Source organism: Alishewanella sp. HH-ZS (assembly GCF_001704375.1).
In the GTDB taxonomy this organism is placed as follows: Bacteria; Pseudomonadota; Gammaproteobacteria; order Enterobacterales; family Alteromonadaceae; genus Alishewanella; species Alishewanella aestuarii.
In genome coordinates, this window is sequence record NZ_LZEJ01000048.1 from 1 (window position 1) to 15,995 (window position 15,995).

Below are 15,995 nucleotides of genomic sequence, written 5' to 3' on the forward strand. Positions count from 1 at the left end.
TATTATTCTCCGGTACCGGTCTGAGGTCAGAGCTCTGGCCGGTACCGGAGTGCTGTGGATAACTTTAGTGATGAAGAATTTATTGCTCAGTCAGCGGCTTATCGTTATTCTAAAGCTAAGGGTTCACAAAGGTTATGTAACAGATGTTGCAGCAATTTTGGCGTAGGTTTTCAGGTCAGGCTCCGGGCGTTAGATCCTTGCTGGTACTACATCTGCAGGAACACCAAATTCATCTCTTGTCGGCGCGGGCGGATAAGCTTAAATCCGGCTTATCTGCCCCGGTAAGCCGGCTTGTGCCGTTACAGGGCGCAACAGTGTTAACGGCCTTGCCAGCCCTGTTAAAAGAGTTACCGGCGAGTGCGGTCAGTATCGTGTTGGGCCCGGAGCATTATCAGTTACTGCCGCTGGATAAACCCAATATCCCTGCCGCTGAAATGCATCAGGCTTTGCCCTGGCTGCTGAAAGACATCTGTAATTTGCCACCGGAAGATATGCAGCTCGACTATCTTGATATGCCGGCAACTGCCGGTGCCAGTGCTAAGGTGAATGTGGTGGTTGCCAGTAAAGGTTTTTTACAGCAACTCTGTAAGCTGCTGGTCGACGCCGGCCATCAGCCTCAGCAAATTCTGGCCGAAGAATTGTTAAGTCGCGATCTGTTACCGTCGCAGGGGCCGACCCGGTTAATTGTGCAACAACAGCCCGGTCATGAAGTGATTTTAAAGGTCGTTCGCGACGGCCAGCTCTGCTTTAGCAGGCATTTACGTGGTTACCAGCAGCTGTTGAAGAGCAGTAGCACTGAGTTACAGTTTGGCTTGCTGGATAACTTGCTGCTGGAAGTGCAGCGCTCGATGGATTTTATTGAAGCCCAGCTGAAGTTACCTCCGGTGCGTGAAATTTTGCTACTGCTGGCGCACCCGCAGTTAGCCGAGCTGCCGGCGTTATTTCAACAAGCCGGCTTTAATCAGGCCAAGGTGCTAACCCTACCTGATAATTGGCAGTGGGCACGACAGCTGGAGCTGCCATTACACTGGCCAGCGATAGTGGCGCTGCATCGTCTACAGCAACCGGTAGAGGTGACCCTTGAAGCAGCAAGTTAATCTCTTTTCTGCCAGCTTATTGCCGGCACAACCGGTATTGCCGCTGCGCAATCTGGGGATTTATAGCGCCGTATTAGTCGGGCTTATGCTGCTGTTGATGGCAGCATTCAGTTATCTGAGTCAACAGCAATTACAGACAGTGCAGGCGTTACAATTACAGCAGCAACAATTACAGCAACAAGCCGAAACCTTGCAACTGGCTTTATTGCAACGACAGCCAGACAGCCAGTTGCAGCAGCAATTGCTGCTGGCGCAGCAGGATCAGCTGCGACGTCAGGCCTTGTTACAGTTTTTGTTACAGCAGCAAAACGGTACCCGTTTTAGCCCGGTACTGACGGCATTAGTAAAAATAGACCGGCCGGAGCTTTGGTTAGAGCGCTTTCGTCTGAGCAGTAATGGCAGCAGTTGGCAGGGACTAACCCAACAACCGGCCAGTGTCGCGCTCTGGTTAAATGAGCTGTCACAAATCAGCGAATTAAAAGGCCAGCAATTTCAGCAGGTGCAGTTACAACAGCAGGCGGAGTCGTCGTTAGTGCAATTTAAACTGGATAGCCGCCCGGGAGTAACGCCATGAGCGCAACCAGCTGGCAGCAATTAAATACACGTTATGACGCGCTGAAGCTAAGAGAAAAGCGGTTAGTTTTCTTCGGCCTGCTATTAGTGCTGGCTTATTTGTTATTGATATTGCTGATAGAACCGGCCTGGCTGCGCTATCAGCAGGCGCAGCGTCAAAGCTCGCAACTGCAGCAGCAACTGGCAGCATTAACGGCGCAAAATGAACAGCTGGCTCAAGAGCTTAGTGTTGATATTAACCAGCCGCTGCGCCAACAACTGGCACAGCAACTTGAGCTGAATCAGCAGCAGGCAGAGCAACTTAAACCCTTTCAGGCCCGTTTTATCACCGGTAGCCAAACTGTGGCGCTGTTACACGATGTCCTTGCCGAACTGAAAGCCTTACAGCTAGTGTCATTACAAGCAGCTCCCGCGCAGCCCATGCATCTGCCGGGACAAGACAGTGCTGAACCGCCGGCTCTGTATCAACACCTGACCACTGTCGTGGTGCAGGGGACATATGACGAGCTGCAGCAGTTAGTGCAGGCATTAGAACGCTTGCCCTGGCTACTGCGCTGGCAACAACTGGACTATCAGGTCCAACAACATCCGCTGGCGCATCTGACGCTGCAACTGGCTACGGTAAGTGAACATGAAAGCTATATTCAGTTTTAGTCTGTTGCTGTTGGCACTGCCACTGCTGGCCGATCCGACCCGGCCTCCGGCAACAGTGCAGGCACAGCAGCAGGGCGCTCAGAGTGCGGCTGCGGCGGGTCCGCGGCTGGAACTGATTATTGAGACAGCCAGTGGTTATCAGGCTATGCTAAATGGCAACTTAGTCAAAGCCGGCGATCGTTTCGGGCACTACCGGGTGCAGAGTATTACGGCTGAACGTGTCGTGTTGGTTGGCGATAGCGGGCAGTTACAACTTTCGATTAATAATAAAAAGATCAAAACCTATGAACCTTAGTCGTCTGAGTTATTCCGTTGTCGCCGTATCCTCGCTGCTGTTAGCCGGTTGCAAGATCACACCGGATCCCAAGGTCACTGCCGATGCCACTAATCAGTTATCGCAGGCGGCGTCTATGCCGGCACCTGTGGTGGCAAATCCTGCGGTACCTTTAGCGGTGCAACAGGAAGTGCTGGCCGAATCGCTGCGGCCGCTGCTGCGCAATGAACCCCGATTTAATGTGAATGCGCAGGATGTGGCCTTGCCGGATTTTCTGCGCTCGCTGGTGGCGGATACGCCATACAGTATGGTGGTACACCCCGAGGTGAGCGGCCGCATCAGCCTGCAGTTAAAGCAGGTTACGTTGGCCGAGACGTTGGAGCAGGTCAGACAGCTGTTTGGCTTAGATGTGCGGCAAAGTGGCAGTATCTTTCAGGTATTTCCGGCGGCGCTGCGTACCGAAACTATCGCCGTTAACTATTTGATGTTACAGCGTCAGGGCTTGTCGGCCATTACCGTGAACTCGGGTGGCGTCTCGCAAAACAGTAATAATCAAAGTAATCAGAATAACCGCGGCAATTTTAATAGCAATAATCTGGGTAGCAGCAATAGCCTGGGAAACCGGGGCTCGATGGGTAATCAGCAGCAGTTTAGTGGCAGCAGTATCCAAACCGAGAACCGCACTGATTTTTGGAAAGATTTAGAGCAAACGCTGCAGGCCTTTTTAGCTCAAGCACCGGAGCGAATGGTGGTGGTTAGTCCGCAGGCTGGCCTGGTAACAGTACGCGCCATGCCGGATGAAATTGCGGCCATCCGTGCCTTTCTGGGGCAAACTGAGCAGCATTTGCAGCGCCAGGTGGTACTGGAAGCACGGATTATTGAAGTTACACTTAATGACGATTACCAGCAGGGGATTAACTGGCAAAATGCCCTGGCCTCTATTCGCAGCACCGAGTTTAACTTAACGACCTCTGGTATTACCCCGGCAAACGCCTTAACTGCTCAGCTGGGCGGCGTAACGGCGATCAGTTTTAATAATGCCGACTTTAACGGTGTGATTAACCTGCTGCAAACGCAGGGCAATGCCCAGGTCTTATCCAGCCCTCGGGTTACGGCGATGAATAATCAAAAGGCGGTGATTAAGGTTGGCCAGGATGAGTACTTTGTGACCGATGTGACCAGTAACACTACCATTGCCGGCACCGGTGCCACCACCACCTCACCCAACATCAGTTTACAGCCGTTTTTCTCCGGTATCGCACTGGACGTGACACCACAAATTGATGCCCAGGGAGCGGTGATCCTGCATGTTAACCCGTCGGTAACCGAAACCTCGGAGCAAAGCAAAACCATCCGTTTTAGTGACGAAACCGTGGTGTTGCCGCTGGCGCAAAGTAATATCCGCCAGTCGGATACCCTGATCCGCGCCCGTAGCGGTGAGATAGTGGTCATTGGTGGCCTGATGCAAACGGTGAAGTCTGATTCGGTGTCACGTACGCCAATCCTGGGGGCGATTCCGGGGCTGGGCCAGCTATTTACCAGCAAACGGCAAATCGAACAGAAGAAAGAGCTGGTGATCCTGTTAAAGCCGACGGTAGTCGAGCCGGGTGTCTGGCAGCAGCAAATTGGCCAATCCAGCGAGCAGCTGCAGCGCTGGCAGCAAGGGCAATAACGCATGTATACCGGCTATTTTCAGCTGACGCAGATCCCGTTCAGTCTGACGCCGGATACCGCATTTTATTTGCAACTCCCCCAGCATGAAGCCGCGCTGACCACCTTGCGTACCGCTATTGACAGTGGCGAGGGCTTTATCAAGGTTACCGGTGAAGTCGGGACCGGTAAAACGCTGCTTTGCCGTTTGCTGCTCAAGCACGCGCCGGCCAGTTGGCAGTTGGCGTATTTGCCGGATCCGGCACTGACACCGCTGGAGTTACGCTGGGCGCTGGCGCAGGAACTGGGGTTGAAATACTCGGCTAATATCGATACCCCGCAGTTACTGCAATTATTACAACGTCAGCTGATCTTGCTGGCCGGGCAGCAAAAACGGGTGGTGCTGGTCATTGATGAAGCTCAGGCACTGCCGGATGATACGCTTGAAACGCTGCGGCTATTAACCAATCTGGAAACCGAGCAGCAAAAATTATTACAGGTGGTGTTATTTGCTCAGCCTGAGCTTGATAAAAGGCTGGCGAGTTCTGCTTTTCGCCAGTTACAACAACGTATTACCTTTTCGCAGCAACTTACAGGAATGACCGCAGCACAGCTGCAGCATTATGTGCAGCACCGCTTACAGATCGCCGGCTCTACGCAGCAGCGTTTTTCTGTTACGGCATTAAAGCTGCTGCATGTATACAGCCGGGGTATTCCCAGGCTGGTGAATATTCTGGCGCACAAATGCCTGATGCTGGCTTATGGCGAGGGCGCAGCGCAGGTTAACTGGCGTCATATCCGTTTTGCCGCCGCAGATACAGCGGCAGTGCGCTGCCGTTCACATCACTGGCCGTTGCTGGGCCCGGCTTTACTCTGGTTAACGGCATTAAGGGTAAGCGGATGAGTGTGATTAATAAAATGCTGCAGGATTTAGAGAAGCGCCAGGCCAGCACTAATGCTATTGGCCATTCTGCTGCGTTAAACACCGACGTCCGCGGCGATAAGCCTTCGCAAAGTCATTGGCGACGTAATCTGCTGCTATTTGTGCTGGGCTTTTTAAGCTATCAGCTGGTGAAGTACTTTTGGTTTGATACTGATAAGTCTCTGGCTTTGCCGCAGTTCCAATCCCAGCCTCAGTCCCAGATCAGCGTGGCCTCACCGGCCTTAGCTGTTACTGAAACTGTCGCGTCTGAGCCAGCGACAGCTTTGCCACTTTCGCTTACCGAAACCGCTGCTGCTGGCTCGCCAACCAATACGATGATACCGGCCGCAGCGCAGAACACGGCTGTCATTAGCAGCCAAAATGCGGTTGTGCTGGTTGCGTCGGCGCAGCCATTGGCAGAGATACCCGAAACAGAGAACTCCGTGACTGAGAACCCAACTAAGCGGCAAACATCAAAAGAACAAGATGTAGCCTTGGGAGCTGAGCCAACAAAGCCTGTTGTAGTCGCGACAACTCAGATCCTGCCGCCAGCAAACCGTAGTTCCGGGCAACAAGCACCTGCTTCAATTCAAGCCGGTAGCGGTCAGCTGGCGATTGAGCAAAGCCGGCCATCCTTTTTAGAACAACAGATGTCGCAGGCCGCGGCCTTAGTGGCGGCCGGGCAGTTACAACAGGCCTTGCTTGAGCTTAATTCGCCGGTTTCGGCCGGCGAGTTTCCGGAGTATCTGGCACTCAGGGCTGCGATCCTGCAGCAACAGCAGGACTGGCCGGCGGCGCTCTCGCTATATCAACAGCTTTTAACCGTTGAGCCGGCGCATCCGGGCTGGAATCTGGCTGCGGGAATAGCGGCGGCACAGCAGGGGCAACAGGCATTGGCCAGGCAGTATTATCAGCAAGCCTGGCAACAACAGCAGCGTTTGGCACCGGCCAGCCAGCAATTTTTACAACAACAACTGAATCAGATGAACTAACACCATGCAAAAACCAAAACTTAAAATGCGGCTGGGCGATCTGCTGGTTCACGAAAAAATTATCAGTGAACAGCAACTGCTGGAAGCCTTAAAGCGGCAGCAGGAAAGCGGTCGCAAGTTAGGCGCGACGCTGATTGAGCTGAATTTTTTGTCGGAGCAGCAGCTATTACAATTTTTGGCGCAGCAGCTGCAGCTGCCTTTTTTGGATATTGCACAGCGACGGATTGAAGCTAGGGATGCCCAGCTATTATCCGAAGTACAGGCGCGTCGCTTTCGGGCGCTGGTGTTGGAAGCCAATGAGCAATCCGTATTACTGGGAATGAGCGATCCGGCGGATCTGACGGCGCTGGATCAGTTATCGCAGTTTCTGGCGCCGCGGGAGATTCGACTCGCGGTAGTGCGGGAAAGCCAGCTAATGCAGGCGTTTGATACCCTGTACCGACGCACCAAAGATATTGAAAGTTTTGCCACCCAGCTCAAGCAGGAATACGGTGCTGCGCCTGAGCAGGAGTTTGCGCTGGCCGAGCAGTCGGAAGCCGACAACACCATCTCGCGGTTACTGCAGTCGATTTTTGAAGACGCAGTGCAGGTCCGGGCTTCGGATATTCATATTGAGCCGGATGAAAAAGTGCTGCGCATTCGTCAGCGGATTGATGGTGTGCTGCAAGAAAATATCCTGAATGAGGTCAGTATCGCGTCGGCACTGGTACTGCGCTTAAAGCTGATGGCCAGTCTCGATATTTCGGAAAAACGTTTGCCGCAGGACGGCCGCTTTCAGATCACGGTAAAGCAACATAAGATTGATGTGCGGATGTCGACTATGCCGGTGCAATATGGCGAGTCGGTGGTTATGCGCTTACTGGATCAATCGGCCGGGGTACTGACACTGGAAGATACCGGTATGCCGGAGCAGATGCTGCGCCGGCTCAGACGCATTATGCAAAGCCCGCATGGCATGTTGCTCGTTACCGGGCCAACCGGTTCCGGTAAAACCACCACACTGTATGGCATGTTAAGTGAACTGAATCAGCCGGGCAGTAAGATTATTACGGTGGAAGATCCGGTGGAATACCGCCTGCCAAGGATAAATCAGGTGCAGGTGAACCCGAAAATTGATTTAAGTTTTAGCAAGGTACTCAGGACCACGCTGCGGCAAGACCCGGACATTATTATGGTGGGCGAGATGCGCGATCAGGAAACGGCCGAAATGGGCCTGCGTGGCGCTTTAACCGGTCACCTGGTGTTGTCTACCCTGCATACTAATGATGCGGTAACCAGTACCCTACGCTTAATTGATATGGGCGCCGCGCCTTATCTGGTGGCGAGTGCACTACGCGCTATTATTGCACAGCGCCTGGTACGCCGGCTGTGCGAATATTGTAAAACTCCATACCAGCCGGATGAGCTGGAGCAAAACTGGCTGCGTCATCATAAAATTCCGGAAGGTACGCCTTTCTGGCATGGGCCCGGCTGTCAGTCCTGTAATAATACCGGTTACAAGGGGCGGCTCGGGGTGTTCGAGCTGCTGGTACTGACTAAGCCGCTGGCTGATGCCCTTAGGCGAAACGATGCTGAGGCCTTTACCAGCTTGGCATATCACAGCGAGGGTTTTGTCAGCCTGGGACTGATGGCACTGGACTACGCCCGTAAAGGCGTGACCAGCCTGGAAGAGGTGATGAAGGTATCGGAGTATCTGGAGTCAGACCCGCAAAGCGCCTTTAGCGCGCTGTTAGCAGAGAGTTAAGCCGATGCCCGGTTTTCAGTATAGCGCCCGTGATTTAAAGGGGCAGCCGGTAGCGGGGCAGTTAGAGGCTGCGGATCTGGCCGCCGCGGCTAACACGCTGCGTGAGCGCGGCTTGATCCCTGTTGCGATTAACCCGCTGGCAGAGAGCAAGGGCGCAAGTTGGTTTAGTTGGCAGGCTAAAGTTGGGCTGGATGAACTGATTATCTTTTCCCGGCAAATGTACTCGCTAAACAAAGCGGGGATCCCGATTATCCGCGCCATTAGCAGCTTACTGGAAAGTGCCCGTTCGGTGGCGATGCAACGGGTACTGACAGACGTGCTGGAGCAATTGCAAAATGGCCGTAATTTATCCACAGCAATGGCGGCACATCCGCAGGTATTTAACCGGCTGATTATCAGTATGGTGCATGTTGGCGAGAATACCGGCCGGCTGGATGAAGCCTTTATGCAGCTCAGTTTTTATTTTGAGCAGGAGCAGGAAACCCGTAAACAGATCAAACAGGCCAGCCGTTATCCGACCATGGTGCTGATTGCCTTGTTGGTGGCGGTCGTGATTATGAACCTGTTCGTGATCCCGCAATTTGCTGCCATGTTCAGCCGCTTTAATGCGGAACTACCCTGGTCTACCAAGGTTCTGCTGGCCAGCTCAGGCTTTTTTACCGCTTACTGGCCCTATTTGTTATTTAGCAGCGTGGTACTGGTTTTCTGGTGGCGGCATTATCTGCAAACGGCCGCGGGCAAGCTCTGGTGGGGGCGGATAAAACTGCGCTTGCCACTGGTCGGCGATATTATTAACCGCGCCACGCTGGGGCGCTTTGCCCGCAGTTTTGGCATGATGTTAAAGGCCGGGGTACCTATTACTACCGCGTTAAATCTGGTGGCAGAGGCGGTGGACAACGATCATCTGGGCGAGCTAATTCGCGAGATGCGGCGCAATATTGAACGCGGCGAGAGCCTGTACCGGGTGGCGCAGCAAAGCGGTATCTTTACGCCGCTGGTGCTGCAGATGTTATCGGTAGGCGAGGAAACCGGTCAGATGGATGAAATGCTGACGGAAGTGGCAGGCTTTTATGAGCGGGAAGTGGCCTTTGATTTAAAAAGCCTGACCAGCAAAATCGAACCGATTTTAATTGCGATAGTGGCAGCGATGGTCCTGATTCTGGCACTGGGCATCTTTACCCCAATGTGGGATATGCTGGATGCCTATAAAGGGCGTTAGCTTAGTCCGCCAAAGACCCCAGCTGGGTTAAAACTGTACTGGCGCGTATCAAGGTTATCGCGCATAATCAATTAAAAGGGCAGTGGATACACTAAGATGTTAAAGCGTAACGGTTTTACCCTGATTGAAATAGTGATCGTGATCATCATCCTGGGCTTATTGGCTGCGGTGGCTTTGCCACGTTTTATCAGCGCCACCAAGGATGCGGAAGAGGTGTCTATTGAAGCTGTGGCCAGCGCCTTTGCCTCGGCGGTAAGTTTAACCCGCAGCCAGTGGGAGTTGGCAGGACGCCCTGTTGGGCAGGTACTGTTGGAGGGCACGCCAATAGCGGTAGGCAGCAATGGTTATCCTACCGGAGGGGGCTTACCGCAAGCGATGAGCGCCCAGCAGTGTTTATTGGTGCTGGACAGCATAATGCAAAGCCCGCCACGCGCTACCACCTCGAGCAATATCGAGGATATCCGCCGCGCCCGGCTGTTTGTGCGGGTCGATACCCAGCTATTTGCCCCGGATCATGCCTGCACTTACTATCAAACGGCGGGGTTGGTAGCAGCACCAACTAATCAAATTAATCTGAATGGTTTTGTTTATATCCCGGCCACCGGTCGGGTAAGTACTTTTATTAATAAGAACTGAGGTATCAGCATGAAACGGCAACAAAGTGGCTTTACGTTAATTGAATTAATTATTGTGATTGTGATTCTGGGGATCTTGGCGATTACAGCGGCACCGAGGTTTTTTAATTTTGGTAGCGATGCCAGAAAGTCAACCTTGAGTGGTGTCAAGGGTGCTTTAGAGTCAGCATCAGCATTGGTATATGGTAAGGCTGTGATTGCAGGAGTACAAAATCAGCCCACTCTTGCAGCTGATGCTGTTACAAATCCAACAAATGTTGCTTTGGTTTTTGGTTATCCCGCTGCAACAGCAGTTGCGATAAGAGCTGCTGTAGATTTGGATTCAGATGACTGGAATATCGTACCAAGTACTGCAGATAATGTACCAGCTTTTGGAGCACAAGGTACTGTAAGCGTTGTGATATCTGCAGCTGGTACAGCTTTAGGTACAACCGAAGCAACTTCTTGCCATGTCATTTACGTTCAAGCTGAGGACGTAGCTACAAAGCCATCAGTAAAAGTCTTCGCGGATGGTTGCTAGCAAAAAATGAATAAGCAACCACACGGCTTTACACTAGTCGAGCTTATCGTGGTTATTATTATTATCGGGGTACTGGCGATAAGCCTGGTACCCCGTTTTTTTTCATCTGCAGGTAGCAGTGAATATTTGCTGCGTGAGCAGGCGCTTGCGGTACTGCGGCGTGCGCAGCAACAGGCGATGCAGTGTACTGCAACTAACCCGGCAATTTGCCCGCCGGTTAGCGTCCGACTGGCCGCTGATCGTTTGGGTACGACAACAGCGTGCTTAAATGATGCCAGTCATTTGTGTATCACCGATGGCAGTGTGCAACTCAGTAGCCAGCCTGCAAATTTAACCGAGCTTAATTTTGATAGCTGGGGCCGGCCGGTGCAATGTCAGGCTGCCGGTTGTCAAATTCGGTTGCAGGGCCAGGTTACACTGAGCCTGTGCCTGGAAAGCGAAGGCTTTATCCATCTATGTTAGCCCGTACCGCCTCTTTAATAGCGATAACCCAGGCCCGGCGTAAACAGCAGGGGGTAACGCTGGTTGAGTTAGTGGTGGGCATTACGGTGCTGGCGATAGCACTTACCCTGATCACCTCGATACTCAGCCCGCTATTTGTACGTAGTACCGATCCCTGGCATCAGGTGCGGGCGGCAGAGCTTGGGCAAAGCCTGCTTAATGAAATTCTGGCGTTAAGTTTTGATGAAAACAGTAACCGCAGCGGCGGCTTACTGCGCTGTGCTGAGGCCGGTGCGCCTGCCTGCACCCCTGTGGGCCAGTTTGGTCCGGATGGCAGCGAGACCCGGCTTAGCTATAACGATGTGGACGATTTTCATGGCTTTGTTGGCAGTGCCGGTGAGCTAAGTTCGTTATTGGGTGAGGAGCTGGCCAGTGTCTATCTGAACTATCAGGTAATGGTGACCGTGAGTTATCCTGCGCCGGAGCAGGTTGGTGGTATCAGTTTACCGGCTTTTAGTGCTAAGCGCATCACAGTGGCAGTGACCACGCCGACAGGTAGCACTCTGCAGTTTAGTGCCTATCGGGGGAATTGGTAATGGCGCGCGGTTTTACGCTGATTGAGCTGGTGGTGGTAATGGTATTGCTGGCGTTGTTAGCGCTTGGTACCAGTCGCTATCTGGGCACCGGTGCCCGCATGTTTAGCGATGCCGCCGAGCGCGAGCAAATTTTAAGTGCCGGGCGTTTTGCTGCCGAGCGGCTGGTGCGGGAATTACGCCAGGCTGCACCAAACAGTGTTCGGATTGCTAATGCTGCGCCCTGGCATTGCCTGGAGTTTACACCACTACTCAGTAGCGGCCTGTATCAGCAGGCACCGATAGCGCCGGACAGTGGCAGTCAGTTGCTTTTACTGCATGCCAACTGGCAAGCCAATTTTGTTGGTTTGCCGTTTAGTATTTATCCAAGGCAGCCGGCAGATATTTATCAGCAGGGCGGCGCGACGATTTTACTTAGTGGTACGCTGGCGCCGGATAGCGATGCTAACCCGGGCACCCATCAGTTTAATCTTAGTAACAATCACAGCTTTCCGGCTGGCTCGCCGGAGCAGCGCTTTTTTATTCTCGCTGACAGCCCGGTAAGCTTTTGCTATAACGCACTAAGTCGGGAGCTTAGACGTTTCACTGGCTATGCCTTTAATGCTGCGCAGCCCTTACCTCCCGCGGGTGGCGGCGTGTTGATGGCTAAACAGCTGGCTGAGGTGCGTTTTAGCCAGCAAGCGGTATCGCTGACGCGCAATAATGTGGTCAACTTATTACTGCGTTTTGCATCCCAAAGTGGCGACGATTTGTTTTTTAACTATGAGGTGCATCTTTACAATGTACCCTAAATCGTACCCTGAATCGCGTCTGCCAACGTATTACTCTGCCACAGCGCTTAAGCAGCGTGGCAGTGCCCTGGTGATTGCCGTGTTTATTATTGTGGTGATGCTGGCGGTGATCCTCAGTTTATCGCGGTTATTGTTAAGCTCATCTGAGTCGCTGGTATATGAAGTGCAGGGCAGCCGGGCTTTTTTTGCCGCGCAAAGCGGTTTGGAGCTGGCGCTAACCCGGGTGTTTCCGCTAACAGGTGCTGCCAGTTGCGGTGCACTGAGTTTAAATTTTAGCGATGATGGCTTGCGTGGGTGTCGCGCCGAGGTAAGTTGCCAGGCGCAGAGCTTACCCGCCGGGAATGTGGCAACGGTGTTATATCAGCTTAGTAGCACCGGTATCTGCCAGGCGGATAACTTTGTCACCAGCCGCGAACTGGTGCTGGAGGTCAGGCAATGAAATGGCTGATTATCATGTTTCTCGGGGCGCTATGGTGCTTTGACGCAACAGCCGCAACCTATGCCTTTCGCTCAACAACCTATGCCTGGGAGAGTGCCAATACCAATGTGGTGTGGGATAGGACGCAAACCGGGTATCCAAACGACGATGATAAACAAGTTGTGAATCTGGGTTTTACCTTTAACTTTGGCGGCGTAAATTATACTCAGGTACGGATCCATGCTAATGGCGTGCTGCAATTCGGTGCCGATACGCAGTTTCACCGCCACTACGAAAATACTAACCTACCGGTGACTACGCCGCCTCCAAGCCCCAATTGTTCGAACTGTACTCCTGGTACTCAACCTGATCGCTTATTGTTAGTTTACTGGGATGATATTAACCCGGCACTGGGGGGGACTGTGCGTTATCAAACAAAGGGCACAGGGCCAAACCGGCGCTTTGTGGTGTCTTGGGAGAACGTGCCGCATTTTAACTTTGGTGGTCAGTATAGCTTTCAGATCATCCTGTTTGAGAACGGTGAATTTGTTTATCAATATGGAACCGGTAACGCCAGTGGCGTTAGCGCGACTATCGGTGTTGAGATAGACAATAGCGATTTTACGCTATATTCGTTTAACAGTAATTTTAGTTATGCCGGCACTGCCATTCGTTGGTTTAAGCCAAGTGGCGCGCCGACCCGCTTGGCCGAGTACTGGTTTGAAGAACAGAACTGGAGTGGTCGTCCGAATGAGGTCGTAGACTGGACCGGTAACGGTTATGCCGGCAATACTCTTGGCGCTGTGCAGTCGGTGGTAGATGGCCGGGTTTGCCGGGCTGCCAGTATTCCATTGAATACTAATCAAACCGTTGCGGGTATTAATACTAATATTGATGTGGACTCGGCTATTGGTAACAGTGGCAGTATCAGCTTTTGGTACCGGGGTAACACTAGCTGGAACACCAGAGATAATCAGTTATTTGATGCGACATCAGCGAGTAACGCCTGGTTCCATTTGACCAAGCGCAGCAATGGTCGGCTACTATTCCGGGTAGCCGATACCCAGGGTAATATCATAGCCGCTGAAACCGGTAACTACAGTTTTGCCGCAGGTGTTTGGAAGCATATTGCCGTATCCTGGCGCGTTGCTGCGGGCACAAATCAGACAATTTTACGTATTTATTTAGATGGTGTTCTGGTGCAGAGTCAGCAAGGTACAACAAATGGCCAGTTACCTGCCAGTTTGGGGACGCTGTTTTTTGGCGATAATCCTAACAACATCTCACAATCGAATGCCAGTACCGTGAATTCTGCCGATGGTTTGCTGGATGAGATTAAGGTTTACAACTACGAAATCAGTAGTAGCGATGTGATAGCCGACCGCGACGCCAGCCACCCTTGTATCAGTATTGATCACCTGCGCATTGAACACGATGGCCAGGGGCTGACTTGTGATGCCGAAACCGTAGTGATTAAAGCCTGCTTAAATGACACTTGCTCTAACCTTTTCCCTGGTTATGTACCGGTTGACTTTCAGTTGAGCGGCGGTTTTTACGGTACCACCTTACTCACTGCAGGGCAGGGTAATTACAGCTTTAACCGAACGCAAGCGGGTAACGTTACCTTGGGTGCGACGACCAGCCTGAGTACTGTAAACGCAACCCGATGCTTTATCGGCTCAACAGCAAATTGCGTGATGCAGTTTACTGATGTGGGGCTACTGCTAAACGAGTTACAAAGCGGTACTACTGTATTTCCTGATGGTCATGCCGGTAATACTTATCAGGGGCGACTGCGCGTGGTGAGAACCAATACCACAACGGGGGCTTGCGAGACCCGCTTGACGGGGGCTCAAAATGTTGATTTTGCCGTGGAGTGCAATAATCCGCAGAGCTGCGTCAGTGGCCAGCAATTTGTGGTCAATAACACGGCTGTGGCGCTCAATAATGCCGGGGCCACTTTAAATCGAACAGCGGTTAATCTGAACTTTAACAATCAGGGGGCCGCGGATTTCAGTTACCGGTACAGTGATGTTGGCCGCATACGTTTCCATGTTCGCTTAGTATTACCGGAGGATATCAGTGGTCCGGCTTTGACATTGCAAACCAGCAGCAATAGTTTTGTGATCAAACCCCACACTATTCAGTTTTTGGAGGCATCTGCAAATCCTTATATTGCCGGCTCCAATCCCGGTAGTATGGCTTCGGGGGTGGGCTTCTGGCCGGCAGAGCGCCCGTTTCAGGTTCTTGCTGAGTCGCGCAATGCTCAGGGCGCACGTACGCCGAATTTTGGCCGAGAGCAGCCGATACAGCGTATTACGCTTGATTTTGTCGAGCGGCTGTATCCGGTTGCAGGTATCGGCGGTGCCGGATTGTTTGAATCTGGGCTGTTCGAGCCTGTTACCGGCGAATCGGGTCGCCAGCGGAGCGTAACTGCAAGGTGGCGCGAAGTTGGTACTATTCGAGTGAGGGCGAGGCTGGCAGATAATAATTATCTGAACGCGGGTGATGTTTTGGCTACGGGAGTAAGCCCGGCAATCGGCCGATTCTACCCGGTGGGATTCAGGCTGGCGAGTTCCCAGGTAAGTAATAGCTGTGGTGCTTTCAGTTATATGCAACAGCCTGGGATTCAACTAAGTTATGAACTTGAAGCAGTGGGGGATGAAGGTCGCGTACTGCAGAACTATGATAGTTCCCGTTATCAGGGGGTCGCCCAGTTGGCGGTAGTGGCTAAAGATCTTTTTGCTGGAGAGACACCCGGGCTGGGGGGGCGGCTGCAAATCACGCCTTCTAGCTGGGTTGATGGTCGCTATCAGGTACTGCAGTCTGACGTTAGTTTCAATCGTGCAGGCAACCAGCAGCCCGATGGCCCCTTCAGACAATTGCAGTTAGGAATACAGCCGTTACTCGAAATTGATAACAGACCGATATTGCTCGCGGATTTTAACCCTTCTGTAACCGGACCTTGCACGAGTAACTGTCCTGCTAAGGTTCTTGGTGCAACTTTAGATATTCGATATGGTCGGTTAGTACTGGATAATGCTTTTGGTTCAGAACTCGAGAGCTTGCCATTGTCATTGCGCGCAGAGTACTGGGATGGTCAACGCTTTAGCTTCAACTCCCTCGATCAGTGTTCGGCAATCGATCCTGCTTTGTTGCAGCATGTCAGTGGTGCTACGCAAAGTCAGGTCAATGGTTACCAAAGCGTATTACAAAATGGCATCAGTTCACCGCTGGCATTGCTATTGGCGGCGCCTGGCGAGGCGGGTAGTGCCCGATATCGTTATCAGGCACCACCCTGGCTAACCTACGATTGGACACAAACCGGTAGTTTTAACCAGTATCCGCAAAACGAAGTGATCTTCGGCCGCTACCGCGGCAACCCACGTCAGATCTTCTGGCGCGAACGCTAACTTATCCACAGCACTCCGGTACCGGTCAGAGGTCAGACCCTGAGGTATCCCCACGAAAT

General features: G+C 52.4%; 16 protein-coding genes. All 16 read left to right on the forward strand.

Annotated features, from left to right (window positions below):
- The first annotated feature begins 143 nt into the window (after window positions 1-143).
- The 16 genes from A9165_RS14785 to A9165_RS14860 all read left to right on the forward strand — a co-directional run bounded on the left by A9165_RS14785 (window position 144) and on the right by A9165_RS14860 (window position 15,936).
- Window positions 144-1,097 carry a hypothetical protein gene (locus tag A9165_RS14785; RefSeq protein ID WP_008608050.1) on the forward strand — a complete coding sequence of 318 codons (954 nt, stop codon included), beginning with the start codon at window positions 144-146 and terminating at the stop codon, window positions 1,095-1,097.
- A complete protein-coding gene (locus A9165_RS14790) occupies window positions 1,081-1,671 on the forward strand; it encodes a PilN domain-containing protein (RefSeq protein WP_065956461.1) in 591 nt (196 codons plus the stop codon). Before A9165_RS14785 ends, A9165_RS14790 begins: the two co-directional genes overlap by 17 nt.
- Window positions 1,668-2,324, forward strand: coding sequence for a type II secretion system protein GspM (gene gspM / locus A9165_RS14795; protein ID WP_065956462.1), 657 nt, complete (start codon window positions 1,668-1,670; stop codon window positions 2,322-2,324). Before A9165_RS14790 ends, gspM begins: the two co-directional genes overlap by 4 nt.
- Entirely contained in the window at window positions 2,302-2,619 is a 318-nt protein-coding gene (locus tag A9165_RS14800; RefSeq protein ID WP_065956463.1) for a hypothetical protein, read from the forward strand. The genes gspM and A9165_RS14800 overlap by 23 nt, the downstream gene beginning before the upstream one ends.
- A complete protein-coding gene (gene mshL, locus A9165_RS14805; protein ID WP_065956464.1) occupies window positions 2,609-4,270 on the forward strand; it encodes a pilus (MSHA type) biogenesis protein MshL in 1,662 nt (553 codons plus the stop codon). Before A9165_RS14800 ends, mshL begins: the two co-directional genes overlap by 11 nt.
- 3 nt (window positions 4,271-4,273) lie before the next feature.
- Complete coding sequence (locus tag A9165_RS14810; protein WP_065956465.1) at window positions 4,274-5,152, forward strand: ExeA family protein; 879 nt, start codon at window positions 4,274-4,276, stop codon at window positions 5,150-5,152.
- A complete protein-coding gene (locus A9165_RS14815; RefSeq protein ID WP_065956466.1) occupies window positions 5,149-6,162 on the forward strand; it encodes a hypothetical protein in 1,014 nt (337 codons plus the stop codon). Before A9165_RS14810 ends, A9165_RS14815 begins: the two co-directional genes overlap by 4 nt.
- A gap of 4 nt (window positions 6,163-6,166) precedes the next feature.
- Window positions 6,167-7,906 carry a GspE/PulE family protein gene (locus A9165_RS14820; protein ID WP_065956467.1) on the forward strand — a complete coding sequence of 580 codons (1,740 nt, stop codon included), beginning with the start codon at window positions 6,167-6,169 and terminating at the stop codon, window positions 7,904-7,906.
- A gap of 4 nt (window positions 7,907-7,910) precedes the next feature.
- Entirely contained in the window at window positions 7,911-9,125 is a 1,215-nt protein-coding gene (locus A9165_RS14825; RefSeq protein WP_065956468.1) for a type II secretion system F family protein, read from the forward strand.
- Window positions 9,126-9,221: 96 nt separating this feature from the next.
- Window positions 9,222-9,761 carry a prepilin-type N-terminal cleavage/methylation domain-containing protein gene (locus A9165_RS14830; RefSeq protein ID WP_065956469.1) on the forward strand — a complete coding sequence of 180 codons (540 nt, stop codon included), beginning with the start codon at window positions 9,222-9,224 and terminating at the stop codon, window positions 9,759-9,761.
- A gap of 9 nt (window positions 9,762-9,770) precedes the next feature.
- The gene (locus A9165_RS17200) at window positions 9,771-10,280 is read left to right on the forward strand and encodes a prepilin-type N-terminal cleavage/methylation domain-containing protein (protein WP_008608064.1); all 510 of its coding nucleotides are present in this window, start codon (window positions 9,771-9,773) and stop codon (window positions 10,278-10,280) included.
- A 6-nt stretch (window positions 10,281-10,286) separates the two neighbouring features.
- Window positions 10,287-10,742 (forward strand): prepilin-type N-terminal cleavage/methylation domain-containing protein, encoded by a 456-nt coding sequence (locus tag A9165_RS14840; protein WP_065956471.1) that lies wholly within the window; start codon window positions 10,287-10,289, stop codon window positions 10,740-10,742.
- On the forward strand, window positions 10,736-11,317 hold the full coding sequence (locus A9165_RS14845; protein ID WP_065956472.1) for a prepilin-type N-terminal cleavage/methylation domain-containing protein: 582 nt from the start codon (window positions 10,736-10,738) through the stop codon (window positions 11,315-11,317). The genes A9165_RS14840 and A9165_RS14845 overlap by 7 nt, the downstream gene beginning before the upstream one ends.
- Window positions 11,317-12,105, forward strand: a complete 789-nt coding sequence (locus tag A9165_RS14850) for a prepilin-type N-terminal cleavage/methylation domain-containing protein (protein WP_065956473.1) — start codon at window positions 11,317-11,319, stop codon at window positions 12,103-12,105. Before A9165_RS14845 ends, A9165_RS14850 begins: the two co-directional genes overlap by 1 nt.
- A complete protein-coding gene (locus A9165_RS14855) occupies window positions 12,095-12,544 on the forward strand; it encodes a type II secretory pathway component (protein WP_065956474.1) in 450 nt (149 codons plus the stop codon). The genes A9165_RS14850 and A9165_RS14855 overlap by 11 nt, the downstream gene beginning before the upstream one ends.
- The gene (locus tag A9165_RS14860; protein ID WP_065956475.1) at window positions 12,541-15,936 is read left to right on the forward strand and encodes a LamG domain-containing protein; all 3,396 of its coding nucleotides are present in this window, start codon (window positions 12,541-12,543) and stop codon (window positions 15,934-15,936) included. The genes A9165_RS14855 and A9165_RS14860 overlap by 4 nt, the downstream gene beginning before the upstream one ends.
- Window positions 15,937-15,995: the final 59 nt, after the last annotated feature.